The sequence below is a fragment of the Rhizobium sp. WW_1 genome, from assembly GCF_003610155.1.
In the GTDB taxonomy this organism is placed as follows: domain Bacteria; phylum Pseudomonadota; class Alphaproteobacteria; order Rhizobiales; family Rhizobiaceae; genus Rhizobium; species Rhizobium tropici_A.
Window position 1 is genome coordinate 1 of the sequence record NZ_RAIN01000029.1, and the last position, 25352, is coordinate 25352.

The 25352-nt window shown below is 60.1% G+C and carries 20 protein-coding genes; 10 read left to right on the plus strand and 10 right to left on the minus strand.

Going from position 1 to position 25352, the window contains the following annotated elements; genetic code table 11:
- On the plus strand, nucleotides 1-1797 hold a 1797-nt coding region (locus BJ928_RS36125), incomplete at its 5' end, for an efflux RND transporter permease subunit (protein WP_183079509.1).
- 126 nt (nucleotides 1798-1923) lie between these two features.
- Here BJ928_RS36125 and BJ928_RS36130 read toward each other — a convergent pair.
- The 7 genes from BJ928_RS36130 to BJ928_RS36160 all read right to left on the minus strand — a co-directional run bounded on the left by BJ928_RS36130 (nucleotide 1924) and on the right by BJ928_RS36160 (nucleotide 9233).
- On the minus strand, nucleotides 1924-2628 hold the full coding sequence (locus tag BJ928_RS36130) for a hypothetical protein (protein WP_245432759.1): 705 nt from the start codon (nucleotides 2626-2628) through the stop codon (nucleotides 1924-1926).
- Between the two features lie 213 nt (nucleotides 2629-2841).
- Nucleotides 2842-3897, minus strand: a complete 1056-nt coding sequence (gene ugpC, locus BJ928_RS36135; RefSeq protein WP_047636419.1) for a sn-glycerol-3-phosphate ABC transporter ATP-binding protein UgpC — start codon at nucleotides 3895-3897, stop codon at nucleotides 2842-2844.
- A 20-nt stretch (nucleotides 3898-3917) separates the two neighbouring features.
- Complete coding sequence (locus tag BJ928_RS36140) at nucleotides 3918-4772, minus strand: sugar phosphate isomerase/epimerase family protein (protein WP_047636417.1); 855 nt, start codon at nucleotides 4770-4772, stop codon at nucleotides 3918-3920.
- Between the two features lie 45 nt (nucleotides 4773-4817).
- Nucleotides 4818-6056: an ROK family transcriptional regulator gene (locus BJ928_RS36145; RefSeq protein ID WP_047636416.1), complete on the minus strand. Its 1239-nt coding sequence runs from the start codon at nucleotides 6054-6056 to the stop codon at nucleotides 4818-4820.
- A 42-nt stretch (nucleotides 6057-6098) separates the two neighbouring features.
- Nucleotides 6099-6941 (minus strand): carbohydrate ABC transporter permease, encoded by an 843-nt coding sequence (locus BJ928_RS36150; RefSeq protein ID WP_047636415.1) that lies wholly within the window; start codon nucleotides 6939-6941, stop codon nucleotides 6099-6101.
- On the minus strand, nucleotides 6938-7867 hold the full coding sequence (locus BJ928_RS36155; RefSeq protein ID WP_047636413.1) for a sugar ABC transporter permease: 930 nt from the start codon (nucleotides 7865-7867) through the stop codon (nucleotides 6938-6940). The genes BJ928_RS36150 and BJ928_RS36155 overlap by 4 nt, the downstream gene beginning before the upstream one ends.
- A 67-nt stretch (nucleotides 7868-7934) precedes the next feature.
- Nucleotides 7935-9233, minus strand: a complete 1299-nt coding sequence (locus BJ928_RS36160) for an extracellular solute-binding protein (RefSeq protein ID WP_047636411.1) — start codon at nucleotides 9231-9233, stop codon at nucleotides 7935-7937.
- A gap of 275 nt (nucleotides 9234-9508) precedes the next feature.
- On the opposite strand from BJ928_RS36160, the gene BJ928_RS36165 reads away from it, so the two are divergent.
- Nucleotides 9509-10555: a Gfo/Idh/MocA family oxidoreductase gene (locus BJ928_RS36165; protein WP_047636433.1), complete on the plus strand. Its 1047-nt coding sequence runs from the start codon at nucleotides 9509-9511 to the stop codon at nucleotides 10553-10555.
- A 14-nt stretch (nucleotides 10556-10569) separates the two neighbouring features.
- Here BJ928_RS36165 and BJ928_RS36170 read toward each other — a convergent pair whose 3' ends face one another.
- The 3 genes from BJ928_RS36170 to BJ928_RS36180 all read right to left on the minus strand — a co-directional run bounded on the left by BJ928_RS36170 (nucleotide 10570) and on the right by BJ928_RS36180 (nucleotide 13292).
- Nucleotides 10570-11706, minus strand: a complete 1137-nt coding sequence (locus BJ928_RS36170; RefSeq protein WP_047636410.1) for an ROK family transcriptional regulator — start codon at nucleotides 11704-11706, stop codon at nucleotides 10570-10572.
- 411 nt (nucleotides 11707-12117) lie between these two features.
- Nucleotides 12118-12369 carry a DUF982 domain-containing protein gene (locus BJ928_RS36175; RefSeq protein ID WP_047636408.1) on the minus strand — a complete coding sequence of 84 codons (252 nt, stop codon included), beginning with the start codon at nucleotides 12367-12369 and terminating at the stop codon, nucleotides 12118-12120.
- A gap of 278 nt (nucleotides 12370-12647) precedes the next feature.
- Nucleotides 12648-13292: a glutathione S-transferase family protein gene (locus BJ928_RS36180; protein WP_047636406.1), complete on the minus strand. Its 645-nt coding sequence runs from the start codon at nucleotides 13290-13292 to the stop codon at nucleotides 12648-12650.
- 499 nt (nucleotides 13293-13791) lie between these two features.
- Here BJ928_RS36180 and BJ928_RS36190 point away from each other — a divergent pair, with 499 nt between their 5' ends.
- The 8 genes from BJ928_RS36190 to BJ928_RS36225 all read left to right on the plus strand — a co-directional run bounded on the left by BJ928_RS36190 (nucleotide 13792) and on the right by BJ928_RS36225 (nucleotide 25309).
- A complete protein-coding gene (locus BJ928_RS36190) occupies nucleotides 13792-16818 on the plus strand; it encodes a glycoside hydrolase family 38 C-terminal domain-containing protein (RefSeq protein ID WP_047636432.1) in 3027 nt (1008 codons plus the stop codon).
- Nucleotides 16819-17097: 279 nt separating this feature from the next.
- The gene (locus BJ928_RS36195) at nucleotides 17098-18126 is read left to right on the plus strand and encodes a substrate-binding domain-containing protein (protein ID WP_047636402.1); all 1029 of its coding nucleotides are present in this window, start codon (nucleotides 17098-17100) and stop codon (nucleotides 18124-18126) included.
- Between the two features lie 64 nt (nucleotides 18127-18190).
- Entirely contained in the window at nucleotides 18191-19717 is a 1527-nt protein-coding gene (locus BJ928_RS36200; protein WP_047636401.1) for a sugar ABC transporter ATP-binding protein, read from the plus strand.
- A 22-nt stretch (nucleotides 19718-19739) separates the two neighbouring features.
- The gene (locus BJ928_RS36205) at nucleotides 19740-20729 is read left to right on the plus strand and encodes an ABC transporter permease (RefSeq protein WP_047636400.1); all 990 of its coding nucleotides are present in this window, start codon (nucleotides 19740-19742) and stop codon (nucleotides 20727-20729) included.
- Nucleotide 20730: 1 nt separating this feature from the next.
- Nucleotides 20731-21741: a sugar-binding transcriptional regulator gene (locus tag BJ928_RS36210; RefSeq protein ID WP_047636398.1), complete on the plus strand. Its 1011-nt coding sequence runs from the start codon at nucleotides 20731-20733 to the stop codon at nucleotides 21739-21741.
- Nucleotides 21738-22733 carry an aldo/keto reductase gene (locus BJ928_RS36215; RefSeq protein WP_047636397.1) on the plus strand — a complete coding sequence of 332 codons (996 nt, stop codon included), beginning with the start codon at nucleotides 21738-21740 and terminating at the stop codon, nucleotides 22731-22733. Before BJ928_RS36210 ends, BJ928_RS36215 begins: the two co-directional genes overlap by 4 nt.
- A 12-nt stretch (nucleotides 22734-22745) precedes the next feature.
- Complete coding sequence (locus tag BJ928_RS36220; RefSeq protein ID WP_047636395.1) at nucleotides 22746-24494, plus strand: glycerol-3-phosphate dehydrogenase/oxidase; 1749 nt, start codon at nucleotides 22746-22748, stop codon at nucleotides 24492-24494.
- A complete protein-coding gene (locus tag BJ928_RS36225) occupies nucleotides 24467-25309 on the plus strand; it encodes a class I fructose-bisphosphate aldolase (protein WP_047636394.1) in 843 nt (280 codons plus the stop codon). The genes BJ928_RS36220 and BJ928_RS36225 overlap by 28 nt, the downstream gene beginning before the upstream one ends.
- Nucleotides 25310-25352: the final 43 nt, after the last annotated feature.

Here is a 25352-nt window from a genome sequence, read left to right on the forward strand (position 1 = left end):
ATCCCGATGGCCTTCTTCTCCGGTTCGGTCGGTGTCATCTACCGGCAGTTCTCGGTGACGATCGTCTCGGCGATGGTGCTGTCCGTCATCGTCGCTCTCATTCTGACGCCTGCCCTTTGCGCAACTATTTTGAAGCGGCCGGTTCATGGCGCGAGAGAACGTGGTCTGTTTGGCTGGTTCAACCGCAATTTCGAGCGGGGAACGCGGGGTTATCAGCGAACCATCCATGGTATGATCCGCCGCGGCGCCGTCTTCCTGGTGATCTTCGTCCTGATCGGTGTCGGTGTCGGCTATCTCTTCAATCGTCTGCCCAGCTCCTTCCTTCCGGACGAGGACCAGGGACGACTGCTGACGAGCATTCAGCTCCCGCCGGGCGCGACGGCCGAGCGCACCCGCAAAGTGCTCAATCAGGTCATGGACTACTATATGACCAACGAGAAAGACTATGTGGAAGGCGTATTCGGAAGCGTCGGTTTCAATTTCAGTGGTCAGGGCCAGAATGTGGCTGTCGCCTTCGTCGATCTGAAGGATTTCGATCAGCGCAAGACGCCGCAAGCCTCCGCCCAGGCGATCGCCCGGCGGGCGATGGCGGCCTTCTCGAAGATCAAGGACGGCAACGTCTTTGCGCTGGCGCCGCCGGCAATCCCGGGCTTCGGCAACAATAGCGGCTTCGATCTCTTCATCAAGGATATCAACGGCTCCGGCCATGCGGCGTTGATCGCCGCCCGTAACCAACTGCTGGGTGCGGCATCGGGAAGCACGAAGCTGAGCGGAACACGCCCGAACGGATTGGACGATACGCCGCAATATTCGATCCATATCGATCAGGAAAAGGCCCGCGCCTTGAACGTTGATCTGGCTGATATCAACGCGACGCTATCGACCGCCTGGGGCGGCACCTATGTCAACGACTTCATCGACCGTGGCCGCGTCAAGAGAGTCTATGTGCAAGCCGATAGCAAGTTCCGAATGCAGCCCGAGGACTTCGACCGCTGGTACGTGCGCAACTCCAGCGGCGACATGGTGCCTTTCTCGGCATTCGCCACGGGTATCTGGACCTATGGCTCGCCGCGCCTGGAACGCTATAACGGCTCGTCCGCCGTCGAAATTCAGGGTGCCGCTGCTCCGGGAGTCTCGTCCGGCGACGCCATGAACGAGATCGACAAAATCATGACGAGCCTGCCGCCAGGTTTCAGCCATGAGTGGACCAGCTTGTCGGCGCAGGAAAAGCTCTCCGGCAACCAGGCAAGCCAGCTCTACGCCATCTCCATCCTGGTTGTGTTCCTGGCGCTCGCAGCGCTCTATGAAAGCTGGTCGATCCCGCTCGCCGTCATGCTGTCGGTGCCGATCGGCATCTTTGGCGCCTTGCTTGCCGCAACCCTGTTCGGCCAGTCGAACGACGTTTACTTCAAGGTCGGTCTGTTGACGACCATCGGCCTGGCGGCCAAGAACGCCATCCTGATCGTCGAATTCGCCATCGAGCAGCAGAACCATGGTAAGAACCTGATCGACGCTACCCTGGAGGCGGCAAGGCAACGCCTGCGACCGATCCTGATGACCTCGTTCGCCTTCATCCTCGGCGTTCTGCCGCTGGCGATCGCCAACGGGGCCGGTTCCGGCAGCCAGAACTCGATCGGCATCGGCGTCATGGGCGGCATGATATCGGCAACCGTGCTCGGCATCTTCTTCATCCCGCTGCTCTTCGTCTCCGTCCGCCGCGTCTTCAAGGGCAAGAGAGCAGTCGATGCGGCGATAGCGGAGCCGGAGGCTGCCGCCGCAACACCCGATACACCATGAGGGTTGCATGCACAGAGGCCCAGCGACAAAGCTGGGCCTGAGCAGCACGACGAACACGTCATGGGAGCGGCTCTTCTCCGGAATGGGGAGGGCCGGCATGGCCCTCGGCTCAGTCGATTTCGCCGGCTAATTTGCTTCGAGGGCACAAAGCACGCCGCACTCGCCATGCTCGAAGGTCGATTTGAACGCGAGCGCCTTCTCGCGTTCTGATCCGGTTAGCGCCGGCAAAATTGCCTCGGTTTGAGCGATCAGAGCCGCCCTATCGGCGCGAGGGGTTGCGGCAGCCATGACTGCGGCGTTGTCCGCAAGCGCGCTCAGCAGAATGTCGCGGTTAGCGGGATTTAGACCCGGCGAGCGGACCATCAAGGTCACGCTCGTCATCATCTCATTGATACCAAGGCGTGCCTGCTGCAATCCGGCCCGGCGCGGCGCGGTCATTTCTGCAACGGGAAGCGTCCTTACAAAGTCGGACATCGCCTCGAGCTCGGCTGCGTGAGCCTTCAGCAGATAGGCGGCCGCCCGCGAGACTTCGTCCTGATATTTAGACGTATTGGCGGCGGTATCGGGCAGGGTTCCGGGCTGGGGTGCAAACAGCAGATAGGTTTTCAAAAGCGCGCCGGCGCGATCGGCGATCGCCAGAAGTGCTGGGATGTCGGACGATGTATAGGGTGGGCTACCCAGTGTCGCCTTCGTGTCCCAAAAACGTCCGAGGACCTTGGCGTGATCTGATATCGACCAGCGCGGCAAATCACCCTGCGCACGGGTTTGGCGCGCAAGCGCATCAAGTGCTTGATATGAGGCCGCCGCTTCAGCCTGATTTGAAGGGGCCATGCTTGCAGAGCCCGGCGTCGATGAAAAGCCAAACCAGATCGCGACGAGAAGTGTTGGGAACGAGTATCTCAAAAAATCACCCCGACCGTCTCAAAAATATTGGTCACCTCGACATATGTTCGCGTAAGTAGTGCGCCACTCGTCCGTGACAACCGTCGCCGGCCATACGTTTGATGCCTTGTCATCGTTGTGAAAAGCCGTCCGCCAATGCGGCTATCGAGCGTTTCCATCACCAATGCGCTGTCCGCTTTCGTCGAACAGATGGACCGCGTCGTTGACCGGCGCGATGCGCAGGACATCGCCGGGTGCCGCCCTGATCCGTTCGCGGAAGACGCAGGTGATCGTTTGCGTGCCCAGCCGTGCAAGGACCATCGTTTCCGATCCCGTCGGCTCGACGACGATGGTTTCCACCTCGATGCCATCGGCGACCAGCCTGATGTCCTCGGGTCGGATGCCATAGGTGACCGCCGCAGGAGGATGGCGGCCGCTCGGCAGCACGATTCCGTCGATCGTACGGAAGCCTTCGTTCGCCATGGTGCCCCCGATGAAATTCATGGCGGGAGAGCCGATGAAGCCGGCGACGAACAGATTGGCGGGGCGGTCATAGAGATCGAGCGGTGAGCCCGCCTGTTCGATCAGGCCATCCTTCATGACGACGATCTTGTCGGCCATCGTCATCGCCTCGATCTGGTCGTGCGTGACATAGATGGTGGTGGTCTTCAGCCGCTGGTGCATTTCCTTGATTTCGGATCGCATCTGGACGCGGAGCTTCGCATCGAGGTTCGACAGCGGCTCGTCGAAGAGGAAGACGGCAGGATCGCGCACGATCGCGCGGCCCATTGCCACGCGCTGCCTCTGGCCACCCGACAATTGCTTCGGATATCGCTCGAGAAGGTTCTCAAGACCGAGGATCTTGGCAGCATTGCCAACCCGCTGATCGATCTCTGCCTTCGGCATCCGCTTCAGCCGCAACGAGAAGCCCATGTTTTTCGCGACCGTCATATGCGGGTAGAGAGCGTAGTTCTGGAAAACCATCGCGATGTCGCGATCCTTCGGCGCGAGATCGTTGACGATATGCTTGCCGATCTGGATCTCGCCCGAGGTGATTCCCTCCAGCCCGGCAATCATTCTGAGCAGGGTAGATTTCCCGCAGCCCGACGGGCCGACAAGCACGACGAACTCGCCATCGCGAATATCGACCGACACACCTTTGATGGCTTTGAACGCGCCATAATCCTTGCGTGCGTCATGCACTCTAACATGGGCCATTTCCGTCCTCCCGGTTGCCGTTAAAGTGCGCTCAAGACGCTTCTAAGATAATCGAGACCGATCCGCTCGCCTTCCTTCCGTTGGGTAAGATCCTTGCCCGGCCAGCCGTAGGCGGCATCCTCATGCTCGATCGACAGCGTGCCGTCAAAGCCAGTGGCGCGCGCCTGGCGCAGGAAGCGCGGCCAATCGAGAAGGCCGTGGCCCGGCAGCTTGTATTGCCACCATCCCTTGCCGTGATAACCGATGGCCTGCTGCACGGCCGTATCGATTGCCGTGTCCTTGGCGTGAAGGATGGCGATGCGGTCCTTCACCGCGTCCATGGCGGCATAGGGATCGATGCCGATGCGGATGAGATGGGAAGGGTCGAATTCGAGGCCGAAGCGCCAGTCGGGTATCCGTTTGAAGAGCTCCTGCCAGCTTTTCGGTGTGGTGCCGATAAAATTGTCCTTAGGCCCCGGCCAATTCTCGATCGCGAAGATCAGCCCGCTCGCCGCCGTCCTGGCGATCAGCCTGTTGGCGAACTCGGCGAAATCATCATGGTTGGCCCCTTCATCCGCGCTGTCGTCGCGGCCGGGAAAGATCACGAAGATCGGTACGCCGGTTTCGCCGATTGCTTCAGCGAACTCCTCGGTGACGGCTCGAAGTTCACTACGCTTGCCACGATCGGCATCGAGCTGATTGCCGAAAAAGGCAATCGAGGAGACGAAGAGGCCGTGATCGCGGGCAAGGGCTACGGCCGCCCGTACTTTGTCCGGTGTCTTGATATGACCGCGGACGTCGATTTCGATCGCATCGAAGCCAGTGGCAGCAGCAAAGTCCACCACCTCCTCGAACGGCCTGTCGTTGAACGTCGACGTATAAAAACCGATCCTCATCGAAATCCTCCCCGCGGCTGTGGCCGCCAATTCAGTTGTTCATGTTCAGTTGTTCAGGCGATCCATGAATTTGAGTGGCGAGCGCGTGCGTTGGACCTCGTCGGCCGAGGCGAGCATGAGGGCCGCCGCCATCGGCATGGCGGCGGCACCGATCGCGCAGGCGTCCTCGCCGAGCGAAGCACGATGGATGGATGGCAGCGCGGTATCCTCCATGTCGAGATGTTCATGAACGTATCGCAGCAGCTCATCGATCATGCGGATGGGCATGCGGCCGCCGAGGATGATGGCGTCGGGATCGACGATCATGCCGATATGCTTGACCGCGACGGCGAGATGCGCGCTCATCCCCTTCAGCCATTGCGAGACCAGCTTCTTGCCGCGGGCATCCAGCGTAAGGAGGTCGGATGGTACGCTTGCCTCGATGCCGTGTTCGCCCAGAAACCTGTAGAGGAAGAAGAGCGAGAATATTTCACCGAGCAGCTCGACTTTCTGGCCTCCCTTGTCCCGGGGATCGGCGATCGGCAGCCAGCCGATCTCGCCGCTGAGGCCCATGGCGCCGCGATGGCCGTTGCCGTCGAGAACCAGCCCGCCGCCGGGGCAGGCATTGATCGAAATATAGAAGAAGCTGCGGCTTTCGGCGCCAAGCCCGTAGTCGAGCTCTGCCAGCGCCGCCGCGTTGGTTTCGTTTTCGATGAAGACCGGGTGCTGCGTCAGGGCCTCCAATGCGGCCCGTACGTCGAAGTCCATCCATTCACCATAATCGTCGGGCTTGCCCATGAAGGCGATCTCGCCAAGCCAATCCGGCATGGCGAGACCGATGCCGGCAAGATGGGCGTCATCGATCAACCGGTTTCGCTGGAAGTGCGATATTGCGTCGGCGGTCAACTGCATGAATTCGCTCGGCAGGATGTAGCGCTTCTCGTGGTGGACGCGGGCACGCACGTTGCCGACCGCATCGACGGCGAGGATCGTTAAATGATCGCGATCGATATTGATGCCGACTGCAAAGAAGGCGTCGGGGTTGATCTCGAGCTCTATCGCCGGCTGCCCCCTCAGGCCGTGGCGCCGGCGGGCCTCGATAATGAGGCCCTCGTCGAGCAGGCGGTCGACGATGCGCGCGATTGCCGGCTTGGTGAAACCCGTCTGCCGGGCGATTTCGGCACGCGAAATCGGCGCCTGCCGATGGATGCAGCGCAGAACCACGGCTCGGTTGTGCTCGCCCGCATCCTCGACATTGGCTCCCGTCAGGTCGGGCGACAGCTTGACGCCGGTTGTTTGGTTCATCGTCGAAATCCCTTAATCAGCCACGGACGTGCAAGTTCGGCCTCATCCCTTTACCGAGCCGCTGGTCATGGAACCAAGGATCAGTCGCTGCAGCGACAGGAACGCCACGATCGCCGGGACGACGGAGATGAGGCAGGCGGCCGCAAGCAGCTGGATGGACGAGTCGGTTTGCATCCCGCGGAAGTTAAAGATCCCGACGCCGATCGGCATCAAATTGTTTTGCGTGAGCAGCAAAAAAGGCACGAGGAATTGTGACCAGCCGGCAATTACGGTGATGATGAAGACGGAGGCGATGCCCGGTGCCGATAGCGGCAGAACAATGCGCCAGAAAACTGAAAAGCGATTGCAGCCGTCGATCATCGCTGCCTCGTCGAGGCTGCGCGGAATGCCGTCGACCGTGTTCTTCAAGAGCCATGTCGCAAGCGGAACGCCAAGAGCGATATAAACCATCGTCACGGCGAAATGCGTGTCGAGCAGGCCGAGGCGGTTCATGTAGCGGTAGAGCGGCACCATGATGACCAGCGGCGAGATCATCTGGAACAGCAGAAGTCCCATCATCGACAGGCCCTTGCCCCGGAACTGGAAGCGCGAGAAGGCATAGGCCGCGGGCAGGGCGACGATCAGGACGCCGAAGCCGCTCAAGGCCGCAAGCTTCAGGCCGTTCCAGAGATAGAGCGGGAAATAGCTGTTGTTGAGCACGGTGATGAAATTGTCGATGGTCGGATTGTGCGGGATATAGCGCGCCGCGCCGCGATAGATCTCCCGCTTGTCGCGCAGCGCCATCGACAGGAGGTAGGTGAGCGGGCCGGCGAAAAAGACGAACATCGCCAGCATGAAGAGATAGCTCAGGAAATCGCCGAAGCGAGAGCCGGTGCGTCTGCTCATTGTTCGTCCTCCTTCGGCAGGAAGGCCGCGTAGACGCAGGCAAGGCCCAGACTGATGATCAGCATCAGAACGGAAAGCACGCTTCCGCCGGACAGGTCGTAATTGCGGAAGACGATGTTGAAGACATAGAGCGATATGACCTCCGTCGCACGCCCGGGCCCGCCGCCCGTCAAGGTGATGATCGCGTCGAACGTATTGAGCGTCATGATGGTAATGAGGATCATGTTGACGAGCATGGCTGCGCGCAGCTGCGGAATGGTGATGAAGAAGAATTGTTGTGGGCCCGTTGCGCCATCGACCTCAGCCGCTTCGTAAAGCGAAGGGTCGATGGACTTGAGCGCGGCATACATGACGACCATCGAAAAGGCCGTGCCGCGCCAGATGTTCGAGATCAGTGCAGACCAGGGAGCGATCGCGGGATCGGAAAGCCAGGCGACTGTCGGTAGGTGCATGAGCCGCAGGATGCTGTTCAGCGCGCCATAGGGCGCTTCCGAAAACAGCATCTGCCAGATGATGCCGCCGGCAATCCCAGGCACGACCCAGGCGATGAGCGCCGTGGTTCTCAGGATCGTCGTGCCGAAGAGGCCGCGCTTTTCGCCGCGAACGACGACGACGGCGACGGCAAGGCCGAGAAGTTGCTGGCCGATGACGCTGCCGCCGACGAAGACGACGGTCGCCCACAGGATGTCGGGAAGCTGCGGCGAACTCAGCATGTTGGCAATCGAGCCGAGCGTATAATCCTGATTGTCGCCGATCAGCGTCGCATTGGTGAAGGACAGACGGAACACGTCGATCATCGGATAGAGATAGAAGATGCCGATGACGATGATCACGGGCATGATCCAGGGCAGCGGTGCGCCGGCGAAACGGCGCATGAACGATCTACTGTGCGGCCGGCTGGCAGCCTCGATGGCGATAGGGGTCATTGGGCTTCTCTGTCCGGGTTGATACTGCCGGCGGCGCCCGCAAGGGGCGCTGCCGTGATCGCAATCGTTAGAGACGCTTGTAGGCCTCCATCGTTGCCTTGAATGCCGCGTTCAGCGCCTCTTCCGGCTGCTTGGTCCCGGAGAGGACGTCACCCATCATGATCTGGATCTGGTTGGATATTTCCGGATAGATCGGAGCGCCGGGACGTGCCTGGCCGTTGGCGAGCGCCTCGGCGAAGGTCTTGTTGGCTTCCGTCGCAAAGACCGCATATTTGTCGAACAGCGACTTGCGCGTCGGCAATTGCTGCTGCAGCGCGTTGCCCGGTCCCATGTAGACGTCGCGGGCAAGGTTGGCGCACATCTCGACCTTGTCCTTATCCTTGGCGAACGAGGCGATTGTCCAGCCGCCGGTGCCGGTGGAACGCTGATCGGCCGTCGGGCCGGGGATCGGCGAGAAGGTCCAGTTGGCGAATTCATCCTCGTCCAGCGTTGCCTTCAATTGGGCTAGCTGCCAGTTGCCACCGATGAAGAGGGCCGTGGTTCCGGCAGCGGCCGCCGCGTTCAGGTCGTCATAATTGGCGATCGTCGTCACACGCTTGGGCGCGGCGCCAGAATCGACAAGATCCTTGTAGTAGGTGAGCGCCTTGAGGAATTTCTCCTTGTTTTCGCCCTCGCCGAAGACCGGCTTGCCGGTATCGTCGACCAGCTTACCGCCAAGCGCCCAGTAGTTCGCAAGCCAGTCGAAGGTCGAGCCCTCGTAACGGCCGGCATTGAAGAGGATGCCCTCCATGCCTTCCTTGACGGAAGCAAGGCCGGCCTTTTTCAGGTCATCCCAGGTCTGTGGAGCATCGGCAATGATAGACTTGTTGCGGTAGAGCACGCGAAGGTCGGTGTCCCACCACCAGGCGCGGATGGTCTGGTCCTTGTCGGTAATGCCGTTGCGGATGAAGGGAAAGAGATCGGCGACCTCATCCTTGGAGAAGTAGGGGGTGAAGTCGGCAAGCACATGGTTGACCATGAACTGCGAGAGCACGAAGGAGTCGACGGCGGCGCAATCCGGAGCATTGCCGGCCTTGGCCTGTTCGAGCATTTTCGCCTGTTCGGTGCCGATATCCGCAGACATGAACTGCATCTGCAGCTTCCAGTCGGGATGTTTCTTGATGAAGTCGACGAAGAGCTTTTGGTAGCCCTGGGCAATCAACGGGTCGGCATTGTTGGGGCTGTCGTTCGTAAGGCGGACAGAGAGTGTTTTCGGCGCGTCGGCAAGGCCGATCCTGTCCTTTGTCGCCAATTCTTGGGCAAATGCGGCAGGCACTGAAAACAACATTGTGTTCAGCGCTAGCGCGCTGACGAACGCTCTCTTCATGATGGGTCTCCTCCCCATTTTGAACGGATACAGCCTGGCGGCCAGTTGACCTCTCCTCATTTCCATGCTGCATTAATTAGATTAAGTTACTTTGGTTTGATGTCAAGCCGCAGCTTGGGAGGATTGAGATGCTGGCGACATTCAACAGCAGCTAGCGGCCCCGATCCGCATTTCCCGATCACGAAACAGTCGAGCCATTGCGGGCAGCCGCGATGGGCGGTGAGGTTTTGCCCCGGCTATGGAGATAGCCAAACCTGACATTCATGGAGGATCAGATGCGCCTACTCATTCTCGGCACCGGCGGAATGGCCAATAAGCATGCGGCAAGTTTCAAGGAGATCGAGGGCGTCAGCGTCGTGGGCGGCGTTGACGTCGTGCCTGAGCGGCTGGCCGCTTTTTGCTCTGAGCACGGCATCCCCAATCGTTTCGCCTCGCTCGAAGAAGCGCTTGCCTGGGGCGAGTTCGATGCCGTCGCGAATGTGACGCCCGACGCCGTCCATCACCCGACGACACTGCAGGCGATTGCGGCCGGCAAACATGTCTTTTGCGAAAAGCCGCTCGCGACTGATGCGACGAAGGCGATGGAAATGACCGAAGCCATCGAAAAGGCGGGCAAGGTTGGCATGGTGAATTTCACCTATCGCAATTCGCCCGCCTTGCAGAAGGGGCGGCAGATGGTGTTGGCCGGCGAGATCGGCAAGGTACGGCATGTCGAAGCCTCCCATCTGCAGAGTTGGCTTGTCGGAAGGCATTGGGGGGATTGGAAGTCGGAGAGCAAATGGCTGTGGCGTCTCAGCAAGAAGCACGGTTCCAATGGAGCGCTCGGCGACATCGGCATCCATATCGTCGATTTCACCTCCTACGGTTCCGGCCTCGATATCGCGCATGTCTTTGCCCGGCTAAAGACATTCGACAAAGCGCCGGGTGACAGGATCGGCGACTATGACCTCGATGCGAATGACAGCTTCACCATGAATGTCGATTTCACGACGGGAGCGATCGGCACCATCCAGGCGACGCGCACCGCTGCCGGTCAAATGGACCAGCTGCGTCTGAGGGTCTACGGCGAGACGGGTTCGATCGAGATGGTCTACGATACGGGCAGGTCGACGCTTCGCGCCTGCCTCGGCGAAGACGTTCACACGGCGACGTGGCGCGATATCGACTTCGATGCGGTCGAGACGAACTACCAGCGTTTCGTTCAGGCCGTCAGGGCCGGCAAGACGCAGGAACCTTCCTTCCGCCGGGCGGCAAACATCCAGAAAGTCCTGGACAAGGCGCTTGCGTCTGACATCAGCCATAAGGATGAGGCGCTTGCCTGAGCCGATATCGAGGCTCAGCCGGCGATCGGCGGCAGCAGGGTGTTGAGGAAAGGCAGGAGTGCCGCTCCCAATGCGACGCCGCCGCCACTGAAGCTTGCGGGCTTCATCGGCGAAATCCATGGCGTCAGGAAGGGTCGCTTCGAGGTGTCGCGGCGCTCGACGGAGAGCTGATGGATCAGTGCCTCAATGACACCGCGCGGCAGGTCGCCGCCGATCATGATAACGCTCGGCGCGATGAAGCCAGCAATCGCAATGATCGGGTCGAGCAGGTGGCTTGCCGCCTCGTGTATCCATTCCGCCAACAGTGGAGAAGAGAGTTCCTCGCCTTCTACAAGGCGGCTGAATTCGTCATCGCTGACCAATCTGCGTAGCGCACCGAAACCGACGACCGTGCTCAGCTGGACATTGTCGGGGCCGGTGCGCATATCGCCGATATTACCCGCTCGGCCATGAACGCCGGAATAGGGAATGCCGCGAACCAGAAAGCCGGCCTGGACATCCTCGTCGATGATGATCATGGCCAATCCGCCTTGCGGAGCCGGCGCGCCGATCGTGCGCTCTGCCAGCAGGCTTGCGGTGCACTCCGTCTCCACATAGCTGCGTGGAAGCTTCGATGCCGCGTTCAACTGTTCGCTCTCTTCCGCAGTCCAGTCGTTCGAGCCTATCCCCAGTCCCATGATTGGCAGGCCGGCATGACGACCGATCAAGGTCTCGATGGCCGACAGGATCGTTGCGACCCTCGTTGCACGGGTGAGGGAAAAATAGACGCGGTCGTGAACCTGGCCGCTGAGATCGACGAGAACGGCTTCGCCGCGGCTTTGACGGGCGCGGACACCGATCGAAAAAGCTCCCTCGGGCCGCAGCGCGAATTCCGCCGATGTCGCGCCACTGCCGGCGCCATTGCGCCGATGCGAGGTCACCAGCCCTTCGTCGCCAAGGCGTCGCAAAATGTTGGTGATCCCAGGGCCCGTCAATCCGGAATGCTTTCCGAGCTCCATGCGCGTCAACGGCCCGTGACGGCGGATCGCCTCCAGGATGACGCGGATATTCCTGTCGGCGATTTCTCCTGATCGCAGACCGAGTGTCTTACCCCGGACGGCGTCCGTTTCCTCAGGCTGGTGCCGTCTAGGCCCAGATCGAAGATACCGCATAACCGACTTCCATGAACATCTCGATGCCTGCCTATCAAGGGCGCATGTCGATGCCCCTAACCATTTTCCAATCGGACCTTGCAAGCCATTGATTTCGTTATGCCTGCTATCGTACCATCTTAAGTGATCTTCAGCATGTCCCTGCTGTTTTATGCATGCATCTGACGGCAGCCAAACGCAAGCCACAAAAGAGGCCCGACAATGTCGCGCCTTCGGTGAGCCTTCCAATATTCCTTAACGGGGTTGTCCGTGAACGATCGCCTCTTAATTCCGCAAGGTGAGAGGCTGAGAAGTTCCAATCGGCTCAAGGCGTGTAGCGCGCCGCCGCTGGCGAAATATTTTCGGCACGGCCAACACCGGAAGGTCCCTTGCCATCCGTTCGTCAATATCGGGTCATGGCGCAATGTGACATCACGCCTCCTTCATAGGTATCCCAGCTTCCTTGACAGCATCGATGAACGCCAGGCGAGCGTCTTCTGGGGTTCGCTTGCCGCTGATTACATCGGCGCAGACCGACAATGCCCGGTCCAATGCAGTCGCCTCCTCAAGCGGCCAATCCTCAATGAGTGCCCAACTGGCCGCCTGCGTTGTATCGATGACCACCCATTCATCTGGGTTCTCAAGGGCGATCGTGACCGCCTTGCTCCATTTTCTGTGCGTCATGGGAAATCCTAGGGTTTTTGCCTGCTTATCGATCGTTTCATAAGCATATTTATTTCACCTGGCGAGATGGTTTCGCTCGGGAAAGATACGTGTCGGAATATTCCGGACAGAACCTTAGCGGATCGGTGTTCGCACGGAAGCAGGACAACCAACTATGGTGCGGCCGCGTGCAGCTATCAAGTCATCTCGCGCTTTCCTATGCGGAGCAGTCGAATTCCCGACGCGAGATTTCTCGACAAGTTATGCCCGAAAAATGCCGCAAATGCAGGCGCGGTTGGCTAGAAATTACTTACGATTGGCGGTGGGAGCGGCGCATTCAAGCCAATGAATGGATCACGCCAGGCTTCGATCCGATCGAGCTGATTGGACCAGCGGGCGATCGATGCGTAGTCTTCGATCGGCAAGCGGGCGGCGTCGTTGAATGGCAAAAATGTCGCCATGCGAAGATCGGCGAAGGAAATTGTGTCGCCTATAAGCCATTGTCGATTGGTGAGTTGCTGATCCAGGATCAGCGCGGCTTCATGGAATTGCTTCAGGCCCTCCTCCACCATCCGATCGTCACAGGCGCCGATACCGTATCGCAGCTTAGTCCCTCGCTCCCAGTGCACGATGTCACATGCTTTAACGAAGTTTTCCTTGCCCCAACTGATCCATCTTATCATTTCTGGTTCATCGTCATCCGTTCGCCAAAGGGTCGACCCGGCTTTCCGAGAAAGCCAGCAGGCGATGGCATCGCTTTCCCACAATGTCCGACCCGAATATTCAAGGATCGGTACAAGAAGGTTGGGATTGAGATGCCTATAGCGGTCGGCTTGGCCGGGATCGCGAGGTGCCGCAAACTCAAATTCGATATTGGCGTTCAAAAGCCGAGCAACGGCGACTGCAAGGCGCGGGTTGGGATTCCGGCTGAAATATAACTTCATTTGAGATGGCCTCCTGTTTTTCTCAGTCCATAGACGAACGGTCATGGCGTCTTTCGACAGCCACTGACAGAAAAGTTGTAAGATAGAAAAATACTTAGATCCGTGGCTACGACCCAATCGACGCCGCTGAGATGAGATATCAGATCAAGGGTCGCCGGATTCATCGGCGCAACAAGTGGCAGCAGCTCTTCGCAATCCGTGATCTGAACGGCTTTTATGCACTCGCTGTCGTCCTCTTTGACGACGGCAAAATCACGTGGGTGGAGTTCACACCTGCCGGCACGATAAGGACATTGGGCTCTCGGATAGACCGGTACATCCGTACGCGTCTAAAATCTAGCAACCTATTTTGCCTGCTTGACGCAAAAACAAAGTTACTTAATCTAAGATTCGTCACGCGATCCGTGAGAGGAGACGGGGAGCGGAGCTTGCAATGAAATCGCGCGATTTTTGTCTTCTCAGCACGTCTTTTGTCGATTTCCCGGATAGGACACCTGCCATGTCTCTCACCATTTCCCAACGCCTCGATGGTCTGAAGGTCCGTACAGCCGAGCTTGTCCATTGGCGCGACCGGCAGAGCCGCATCATCGATGGCTGGACCTTCGACGGCGAGCCGATTGCCCTTCACCAGGACTGGCCGCATCGCAGGGGGACAGTCCACTTTTCGGCATCCACAACCGCACCGCATGACTGGCCGCTCGACCAGATCCGCCTGCAGCTCGATCTCGGCGGCGAGAGCCTGCTGACGCTACGCTATCCCGACGACAACAGCGAGACATTCGGGCTCGACCCCTATCACCAGGAATTTCCGCTCAAGAGCAGGGAGTTTTCGATTTCGACGGAAAGTGTTGCCCGTTTTCCCTTCGGCGAACCGAACCGGGCACCGCGATTGAACAGGGCCCGGCTGATCTTGCTGGACGAAGCGGTGCACCGGTTGCATCTCCTGTTGCGTCAGATCTGCGAAGCGGCCGGCGTCCTGGATGACCATGAGGTCGTGCCACATCTGATCGAGGCAGCCGAAGGGGCGCTACGCAGCCTCGATTGGCCTTCGGACACCGCGGCCTATATCTCGCGCACGTCCGGCGCGGTAATGCAGCAGAAGATCTGGGAATTGCCCGAGCTTGAGGAAAACCCTGTCGGCCTTAGCGACGCGCAGAGCGCCTCGGCTGCCGCTGCTTACGATCGGCTGCTTGCGCAGCTGAAGGAGCTCCAGCTGCGCTTTCCGCAAAATGGGGAGCTGCTGCTGACCGGTCACGCGCACATCGATCTTGCATGGCTCTGGCCCTATGGCGAGACGCGCCGCAAGATGCGCCGCACGTTCAACACCGCGCTTTCGCTGATGGAGCGCTCTGACGACTTCCGCTTCAATCAATCGACCGCCCATTATTACGCACAGATGGAAGAGGACGATCCCGAGCTTCTCGAAAGGATCAAGACGAAGGTTGCGGAGGGCAAGTGGGAGACCGTCGGCGGCATGTGGGTCGAGCCTGATACCAACATGCCCACGGGAGAGAGCCTCGCCCGTCAGGTGCTTTATGGTCAGCGCTATTTCGAAAAGCATTTCGGCCTGCGCCATAGCGTCTGCTGGCTGCCGGATTGTTTCGGCTTTTCTGGCGCGCTTCCGCAGATTCTCAAACTCGGCGGTATCGACAGCTTCTTCACGATCAAGGTAAACTGGAGCGAGACCAATCATATCCCGTCCGACCTATTCTGGTGGAAGGGTCTCGATGGCAGCAAGGTGCTGACCCATACCTTCGATAATCCCATGCACGGCTATAATGGTTTCGTGCAGCCGGATTGCTTCGTACCGACATGGAAGAATTTCCGCGGCAAGGCGCGGCACGATACCTCGCTGCTGGCCGTCGGTTACGGCGACGGCGGCGGCGGCGTCACGCCGGAAATGGTCGAGCGTGAAGTGCAACTGCGGGACTTCCCGGCAATCCCGAGGGCGCGCTGGGGCACTGTGAAGGGCTATTATGAAAAGGCGCATCGCACTGCCGCGGAAAGGGAGTTGCCGGTCTGGGATGGCGAGATTTACCTCGAATTGCACCGCGCCACGCTGACGACGCAAAGCGGCGTCAAGCGCAAGCACCGTCAGGCCGAACGGGCGCTGATAACGACTGAGACGCTGGCTTCGCTTGCCCATATGCTGGGTGCTGCCAAACCTGAAAGCCTCGAGGCGGATTGGCGCGTCGTCCTGAAGAACGAGTTTCACGATATCCTGCCGGGATCGAGCATTCGCGAGGTCTATGTCGATGCCGAGCGGGAGCTTGATGGTGTCATCGGCAATGCCAGGGCCGAGCAAGCAAAGGCGCTCGAGGCATTGCTGGCCCATATTCCAGCGGGCGACGTCACGAATGCGCTTGTTGTCGTCAACCCGTCGCTGTCGCCACGGCCACTCACCGTAACACTTGCCGATGGAACCGTCCTGGCATCCGCCGATTCCGTCGCACCGCTTTCCGTCGCGGTCTTCGACCGCAAGACGATCAGACCGACCGGCGCGCTGAAAGCCGACAGCCATCACCTCGAAAATGAGCATCTGTCTGTCGTTATCGGCAAGGATGGCGCCGTGTCGAGCCTTGTTCACAAGGCGACCGGGCGCGAGGCGATCGAGGGAGCTGCCAATCAGCTCTGGGTCTATCCCGCTGATAAGCCGCGAAATTGGGATGCCTGGGATGTCGATGCCGATTATGCCGAGAAAGGCATTTGCCTCGATCAGCCGGAGAGTATCACCCTGGTTGAGGACGGTCCCCACCGCGCCGCGATCCGTGTTGTCAATCGATATCGCAACTCGACCGTCACGCAGACTTATGTTCTGAACGCCAACGCCCGCAGGCTCGATATCGAGACGACGCTCGATTGGCACGACCGGCGCACCCTGCTCAGGACGCTGAACCCGGTTGCCGTGCGGTCGCGCACCGCGACCTTCGAATGCGCCTTCGGCGTCGTCGAGCGGCAGACACACACCAACACCTCCTGGGAACAAGCAATGTTTGAGGCGGCGGCGCACCGCTTCGTCGATCTAAGCGAACCTGGCTTCGGCGTTGCCTTGCTCAACAACGCCAAATACGGACACAGCGCCCGAGGCAATGTCATCGGCATGAGCCTGGTACGTTCGCCGATCTATCCCGATCCGCTGGCCGACGAAGGCCAGCAGAGCTTCGCCTATGCGCTGATGCCGCATGAGGGCGCCTGGCACGAAGGTGGTGTTCTGTCGGAGGCGATCGATCTCAACCAGCCGCTGGTCAGCACGGAGGCAAGCGGCCTCGCGGCAGGCACATTCTCTCCGCTCGGTGTCGAAGGCATATCGGTCGCGCTCTCCGGCTTGAAGGTAGCCGAGCAAGGCGAGGGTCTTGTCCTGCGGCTCTACGAACCAGCCGGTCGGCGTGGCCGCTTGTCGTTGACCCTGTCGTCGGGATGGCGGGCATCCGGCCCGCTGAACATCCTCGAAGAGCCGATGGAGCGCGCCGGGGGCGCCGACATCATGCCGTTCGAAATCCGGACGTGGAAGCTGCAACAGACCTGACCGCAAAGACCAATTTGGGGAGACTGCCGTCGGACGCCTTCGCAAGATCGCGTCATGGACGGTAGTATTGCCTCAATACGGCATCAGATCGAGGGCGATCCAAGACGGCTCGTGGAAACAATGAAATATATTTCATTGAATGAATTATATTGACACCACATTTCATTGTGGTTAGCTGTTCTCATCAGGTTTCGAGGAGGAGGCCTGATTTCACAAGAATAAACAGCGTCTTGGGACGCTTCGCACTTTTGGGAGGGGCTTCGGCCTCGAGGAGGACGCTTGCGCAATTTTCTTGGCACGACCGCGATTGCGGTCCTTGCAGCAACGCTTTTTGCCGGCACGGCGGCCGCGGAAACGAATAATCCGTTTCGCTGCAAGCCTGGCGAAAAATATGTCATGAACGTCATGGTCTCCGGCGTCGAATACTGGTTTCCCGTCTATGAAATGTTCAAGCAGGCCGGGCAGCAGTTCGGCTGCGAAACCGAATACACCGGTACGCCGGAATATGACGTGAACAAGCAGATAGCCACCTTCGACCAGGCGCTTGCGCAGAATCCCGCCGGTATTCTGGTCCATCCGATGAACTCGGATCCGTTCATCGAACCGATCAACCGCGCGATCGATCAGGGTACGGCCGTCGTCACATTCGCCGCCGATTCCCCACTCTCGAAGCGGGTTTCCTTCATCACCTCGGACAACACCCGCGAAGGCATCTACGCGGCCGATGCGATCGCCAAGAAGATGGGCGGCAAGGGCGAATATGCGGTTCTGGAAAATCCCGGTCAGGACAATCACGACAAGCGCATCGCCGCCTTCATCGGGCGTATGACGGAGAAATGGCCCGACATGAAGCTTGTCGGTCGCGCCGCATCGAACCAGGATCCGACCAAGGCCTATCAGGGCCTGCTCAGCCTCATCCAGGCTCATCCCAATCTCGGCGCCGTCTTCATGCCGGAAGCGAATTCCGCCATCGGTGCGGCCCAGGCCAGCAAGGAGAGCGGCGGCAAGGTTCTCGTCATGTGCGCCGACGTCAACGCCAATATTCTCGACATGATCAAGGCCGGCGAAGTCTTTGGCTCGATCAACCCAAACCAGGGCATGCAGGGCTACATGGGCTTCGTCCTGCTCTGGCTTGCCAAGCATCCGGAACTGATCGATCCGATGAATGACGCCAAGCGTTCCGGCTTCAACCCGATGAGCATTCCTGTGGTCGACAATGGGCTTTCCATCGTCACGGCGGACAATGCCGAAGACTTCTATTGGGACAAGTACCTGAAGCGTCGCGGCACAAAGGGCATCGAGGAATAGGCTCCACATAGGCGTCATCCGCGCCGTCCAGGCGCGGATGACCTTTGGGGTAGGGAGGAATGACGTGGCGCAGCCGATACTCACCATACAGGGCGTGACCAAGCATTTCGGGACGGTACTGGCGTTGTCGGACGTCAGCTTCACGCTCGAGCGGGGCGAGGTTCATGCGATTTGCGGCGAGAACGGCGCCGGCAAGTCGACGCTGATGAATGTCATTGCCGGCGTGGTGCAGCCGACCGAAGGTGAGATCCGCGTTGACGGCAGCCCCGTGCGCATCACGTCTCCTGCCGTGGCCCAGATGCTCGGCATCGGGCTGGTGCATCAGGAAATCGCGCTTTGTCCGGATGCGACGGTGGCGGAAAACATGTTCATGGCCGCCACCAATCGCCGCCGTGCGCCCTTCATGAATTACCGGGCACTGGAGCGCGACGCGCAGGCCGTGATGAACCGGCTTGCCGCAATCGATGTGCGCCGCAAGGTGGCGGATCTGTCGATCTCCAGCCAGCAGCTTGTGGAAATTGCCAAGGCGCTGACGCTTGACTGCCGCGTGTTGATCCTCGACGAGCCGACGGCGGCGCTGACGGAAACCGAAGCGCAGCAACTCTTTTCGATCATTCGCGACCTGAAGGCGAATGGTATCTCGATCATCTATATCAGCCATCGCATGGCGGAGATATTCAGCCTTTGCGACCGTGTGACTGTCTTGCGCGACGGTCGTTACGTGTGCACCGAACGCGTTGCCGATATCACGCCCGACGACGTGGTGCGGCGGATGGTGGGGCGCGAGATTACCCAGCTCTATCCCGAAAAGCTGCAGCCAGGCGAGGCATCCGGCGAGACGATCCTTGATGTTCGGGATATGGGCGACGGCGAACGCTTCCATGATGTCAGCTTCTCGCTGCGCCAGGGCGAAATCCTCGGCATAGGCGGTCTGATCGGCTCCGGCCGCACGGAAATCGCCGAGGGCATTTGCGGACTGCGGCCCCGTATCGCGGGTACGATCCGACTGCACGGCAGGATGGAGAAGATCAAATCCTATTCCGATGCGGTGAAGGCGGGCATTGTCTATCTTTCGGAGGATCGCAAGGGCTCGGGCGTGTTTCTCGACATGTCGATCGCGCAGAATATCTCCGTTCTGGATTTGAAATCGCTGTCCAATTCCGCCGGACTGCTCAAGGGTCGCGTCGAGGCGGCGCGCGCGGAAGATCTCGCAAGGCGGCTGTCGGTGCGCATGAGCGGTGTCGACGCTCCGGTCAAATCGCTTTCCGGCGGTAACCAGCAGAAGGTGGCGATCGCCAAGCAGCTGGCGGTCACGCCCAGGGTCATCGTGATGGATGAGCCGACACGCGGGATCGATGTCGGTGCGAAGGCGGAAATTCACAGGCTTCTGCGCGAGCTTGCGCGCTCCGGTATCGGTATCGTCGTCATATCCTCTGAAATGCCGGAATTGCTCGGGCTTTCCGATCGCGTGCTCGTTGTCCGCGAGGGGCGCATCGCGGGTGAGCTCGATGCCGACGAGATGACGGAGGAGGCTGTGATCCGCCTGGCTTCGGGAATAGGCGCCGCAAGGGCCACGAACCATGCCGCGTGAGGAAAAAGTGGGAGAGAGGGATATGGCAACCGACACGATAGCGACAAATGCGCCGAAAACATCGTCCTTCAAACGCATCGGCACGATGCGCGAGGCCGGGCTGATCGCGATCATTCTCGCGCTCAGCGTGATCATGAGCTTCGCTTCGCCGCATTTCCTGACGTTCGGTAATTTCCGCGCGATGCTCATGAGCTTTTCGGTCGAAGGAATCGTGGTCGTCGGCATGACGATCCTGCTGATCGTGGGAGGCATCGATCTTGCGGTCGGGTCCGTGGTCTGCTTCGCGATGGTACTGTCCGGCTCGCTCTTTCTGGCGGGGCTCGATCCATGGACCGCGTCGCTGATCGGCATCCTGGCAAGCAGCGCGATCGGTGGGATCATGGGATTTTTCGTGACGGTGGTCGGCCTTAGCCACTTCATTACATCGCTTGCTGCCATGGTGATCGTGCGCGGCATCTGCCTCATCATCACCAAGGGAACACCCTTGTCGCTCTTTACCTTGCCGCCGAGCTTCAAGGCGGTGGGGCAGGGGACTTTTTACGGGGTTCCCTATGTCATCCTGATCTTCGTTGCGGTCGTCGTCATATTCGACTTCCTGCTGCGTCGGGCGACCGCCTTTCGCAAAGTCTTTTATACGGGAAGCAACGAGAAAGCTGCGCTTTACTCCGGGATCAAGACCAGCCACGTCAAGTTCTGGGTGACCGTGCTCTGCTCCACGCTCGCCGGTACGGCAGGGGTCATCTACATGTCGCGCTTCGGTGCCGCGACACCGACCTTCGGCGTCGGCATGGAGCTCAATATCATCGCGGCGGCCGTCATCGGCGGGGCATCGCTCAGCGGCGGCTCGGGGACGATCCTCGGCGCCATTCTCGGAATTGCGCTTCTCTCGGTGGTCACAAGTTCGCTGATCCTGCTGAACGTCTCGGTCTATTGGCAGGACATGATCAAGGGGTGCATTCTGCTCACCGCCGTTTCCATCGACCATCTTCTGCACAAACGGAAGGCCGCCTGACATGCCGATCGCCAAATTGAAGCCCAAGACAACCACCGCGCCGCGCGAAGAAATCGTCATAGCGCGCCAAATGCACCAGGCACTGGTCTTGCACTTCCTGGAAGGGCTCACCCAGGCGCAGATCGCCGATCAGCTCGGCATATCGCACGCCACCGTCAACCGTCTCATCAAGCGGGGCCGCCAGCTTGGTCTCGTCGAAATCAAGATCAAGTCCCCGGTCGAACCGCTCGTCGATATGGAAGAACGGCTCCTGGCTCTCGGCGGCATCAGCCGCGCAGTCGTGGTGCCGACCGTCTCGGACAATCCGCAGACCGCGCTGCTTGCCGTCGGCGAAGCGGCCGCGCGCTTGCTGCTGGAAGAGATCGCCGATGGCGACACGATCTGCATCACGGGCGGCAAGGGTGTCAGCGCCGTCGTTGCAGGGCTGCAGGCGCCGCGTCGTTTCGACGTCGAAGTCATTCCGGCGACGGGCTGCGTCCAAGGCAAGCACTACACCGATGTCAATCATGTTTCGACGCTGATGGCCGACCGGCTTGGCGGACATTCCTATCAGATCCACGCGCCGCTCTTTGCCGACGATGCCGAGCAAAGGGCGATGCTGATCAACATGCGCTCCGTCGCCGATGTCTTCAAACGGGCGCGTGAAGCCAAGGTGGCGGTCGTCGGCATCGGTTCCATCCTGACGGACGATTCAAGCTATTACGACCTGCACCCGTCCTCCAGCACAGACCGTTTGGCGATCGAGCGGTCCGGCGCGAGCTGCGAATTGCTGGCCCACCTGCTCGATGACCGGGGCCGGATCTGCGATTACAGCCTCAATCGTTCGCTGGTATCGTTGACGCTGCCGGAGTTTGCCTCGATCCCGATGAAGATCGGCGTGGCGAGCGGGCCAAACAAGGCAGGCCCGATCCTGAGCGTCATGCGCGGCAATCATATCGATACGCTCGTCACCGACGAGGCGACCGGTGCGCGCATCCTTGAAATGGCATCCGAGGAAGGAGTTTCCGCATGAGCGGCGAACAGTTGGTCCGTGACATCGGACGTTCCGGTGTCAAGGCTTCGGCCGTCGGGCTGGGAACATGGGCGGTCGGCGGCTGGATGTGGGGTGGAACGGACGAGGCGGAATCCATCGCCGCCATCCAGGCCTCGCTCGATGCCGGCGTCACGCTCATCGACACTGCGCCCGCCTATGGTCTCGGCCGATCGGAAGAGATCGTCGGCAAGGCCATCAAGGGTCGGCGCGACCAGACCGTGATCGCCACGAAATGCGGCCTTGTCTGGCATACCCGCAAGGGGAGCCATTTCTTCGATCAGGACGGCAAACCCGTCCATCGCTATCTCGGCCGGGATTCGATCATCCATGAGGTCGAGGAAAGCCTCAGGCGGCTCGGCACCGATTACATCGATCTCTATATCACCCATTGGCAGGACGCGACGACACCGATCGAGGAGACGATAAGAGCCCTTGAGGATCTCAAACGGGCAGGGAAAATCCGTGCGATCGGTGCAAGCAATGTCAGCCGGTCCGACCTCGATCAGTATGTTCGCGCCGGCGCGCTCGATGCGATCCAGGAACGGTTCAGCATGATCGATCGCGAAATCGAGGATGCCTTGTTGCCCCTCACAATTGAAAACGGTGTGTCGACGCTCAGCTATTCCTCCCTGGCGCTTGGCCTGTTGTCGGGTACGGTCGGTCCGGCGCGTGTGTTTTCGGGTGACGATCAGCGCAAGGGCAATCCGCGCTTCTCCGTCGATAACCGCCGCAAAGTGCTGGCTTTTGCGGAAGCGCTCCGGCCGCTCGCCGAACAACATTCAGCGAGCGTGGCGCAAACGGTCATTGCCTGGACTTTGGCGCAGCCGGGCGTGACCTTCGCGCTCTGCGGCGCGCGCAACCCGGCGCAGGCACTCGACAATGCGCGGGCAGGCACGCTCCGGCTCGGGGCGGAAGAGCTTGCGGCCATAGACGCCGCCATAGCGGCGAAACTGGTCAACATGGACGGGTAACGGACAACCATCATGAACCGCAAAGATATATTGGACGGGCTTCGCCGAAGCCCGATGGTGGAGGTGTGCGTCGTCGGTGGCGGCATCAACGGCCTTAGCGTCTTCCGCGAGCTGGCGTTGCAGGGCGTCGATGTCCTGCTTGTCGAGAAGAGCGACTTTTGTTCCGGCGCGAGCGCGGCTCCTTCGCGCATGGTTCATGGTGGATTGCGCTATCTCGAAAATGGCGAGTTCAGCCTTGTGCGTGAATCGCTGGTGGAGCGCGACAGGCTGTTGCGCAACGCGCCCCACTACGTTGCACCATTGCCGACGATGGTGCCGATCTTCGACATTTTCTCAGGCCTTGCCAATGGCGTCATCCGGTTTCTCGGCCTCACCCGCCGTCCGAGCCGGCGCGGCGCCATCGCCATCAAGGCCGGTCTCGGCATTTACGATTTCCTGACGCGCAAGCGGATGCAGATGCCAGGCCATCAATTCCGCAGCCGCAAGGAGACGCTGCGGAAATGGCCGGCACTCAATCCGTTGATCCGCAATTCCGCGACCTACTATGATGCCTGGGTAAGTCATCCCGAACGCATCGGCATCGAGCTGCTGCGTGACGGACTTTCCGCCGGCCCGCATGCGAAAGCATTGAACTATGCGACGATCGAGCAGACGGCGCCTGGCTGCTTTGCATGCAAGGACGAGATTTCCGGCGAGAGCTTCGCCATCAGGCCGAAGCTAGTCATCAATGCGACCGGCGGCTGGATCGATATCACCAACGGCAAACTCTTCTCAGAAGATGCGCGACCGGCACGGCTGATGGGGGGCACCAAAGGCTCGCATCTGATCGTCGACAGTCCGGCGCTGCACGACATGCTCGACGGGCATATGATCTACTACGAGAACGAAGACGGGCGCATCTGCATCCTCTTTCCCTATCTCGGCAAGGTGCTTGTGGGATCGACGGATATCCGCGTCGACGATCCTGACATGGTGCGTTGCGAGGCGGATGAGCGAGACTACATTCTGCAGTCCCTTGCCTTCGTGCTGCCGGGTGTTCGCCTCCGTCTGGAGGATATCGTCTTCCAGTTTGCCGGCGTGCGCCCGCTGCCGGCCAGCAAGGACAGCTTCACCGGCCGTATTCCGCGCGATCATTTCTGCACAGTGCTCGACGGAGAAGATGGCGGGCCGCCGGTTCTCTGCATGATCGGCGGCAAGTGGACCACCTTCCGCTCCTTTGGCGAGCTTGCTGCCGATATGGCGCTTGGTCGGCTGGGTCGACCGCGCCTTGTGGATACGGCCGATCGTACGTTCGGCGGCGGACGGGCCTTTCCGAAGGACCGCAACGGCTGGATTCGGGAGGTCTCGGCAGTGACAGGCGTCCCGCTCGGGCGTGTGGCGATCCTTTTCGAACGTTATGGCACGGATGCCGAAGAGATTGCCCGCTTCGTCGCGGCGGAGCCGGATCATCGCCTGCCCCATGACGGCTACAGCGCGCGCGAGCTCCTCCATCTTGTCCGTACGGAGGCGGTCGAGCATCTCGACGATCTGTTGCTGCGACGCACGACATTGGCCGTGACTGGCGAGCTGTCGCTCGTCATGACCGAGGCTGTCCTCGACCTGCTTGCCGCCGAAAAGGCCTGGACGACGCGAGACAGGCTCGAAGAACGCACCCGCTTTCTCGCTCTTATGCGGGAGCGCCACGGCGTTACGGAACAAACCCTTGCTGCAAGAAACGAACAAAGGAGTAAACCATGCGAGACAACCGCAAAGTCCGGATGAACCGGCTGTTCGGCAACGGCCGTTGCCTGGATGTGGCGATCGATCACGGCGTCTGCAACGAGCCGTCCTTCCTCGATGGTTTGGAGGACATGCCAGGCGTCGTGAAGGCACTGATCGATGCCAGGCCCGATGCCATCCAGATGAACTATGGTCAGGCCGACCTGTTGCAGGAGGTTCCGGGCAAGGATAAGCCGGCCCTTGTCATGCGTATCGACATGGGCAATCCCTATAATCGCATCCGCCACCGCGACATGTGGGCCGTGCTGCAGAATGATGCTGAGCCGCTGATCGGCGCCTTGCAAATGGATGCGGCCTGCGTGGTCGTCAACCTCTTCATGCTGCCGGATGAGCCTGATCTGTTCCGCCAGTGTGTGCAGAACATCGCCCGCGTGCGCGCCGATTGCGAGAAATACGGCATGCCGCTGATGATCGAGCCGCTCGTGATGCAGCCGGTAACAGAGCGCGGCGGCTACATGGTCGATGGCGATGCCGGCAAGATCGTTACGTTGACGCGGTTGGCCCGTGAAATGGGTGCCGATATCGTCAAGGCCGATCCCACGACCAACCCGGAGGATTTTCATCGTGTGGTCGAGGCGGCGCGCTGCCCGGTTCTGGTGCGCGGCGGCGGCAAGGAGGACCTTCGCGCCGTATTCGACAAATCGGCCGCCTTGATGCGCCAGGGTGCAATGGGCATGGTCTATGGGCGCAACATCTACCAGCATTCAAATCCCAGCTCCGTTGTGCACGGCCTGATGGCGATAGTACATGAGGATGCCGGCGGCGAAGAAGCCTTCGAGCTCTATCGTCGGGGATAGCGCCGGTAGCCGCCCCTGGGCGGCGCTTGCAGGATGGCAAGAC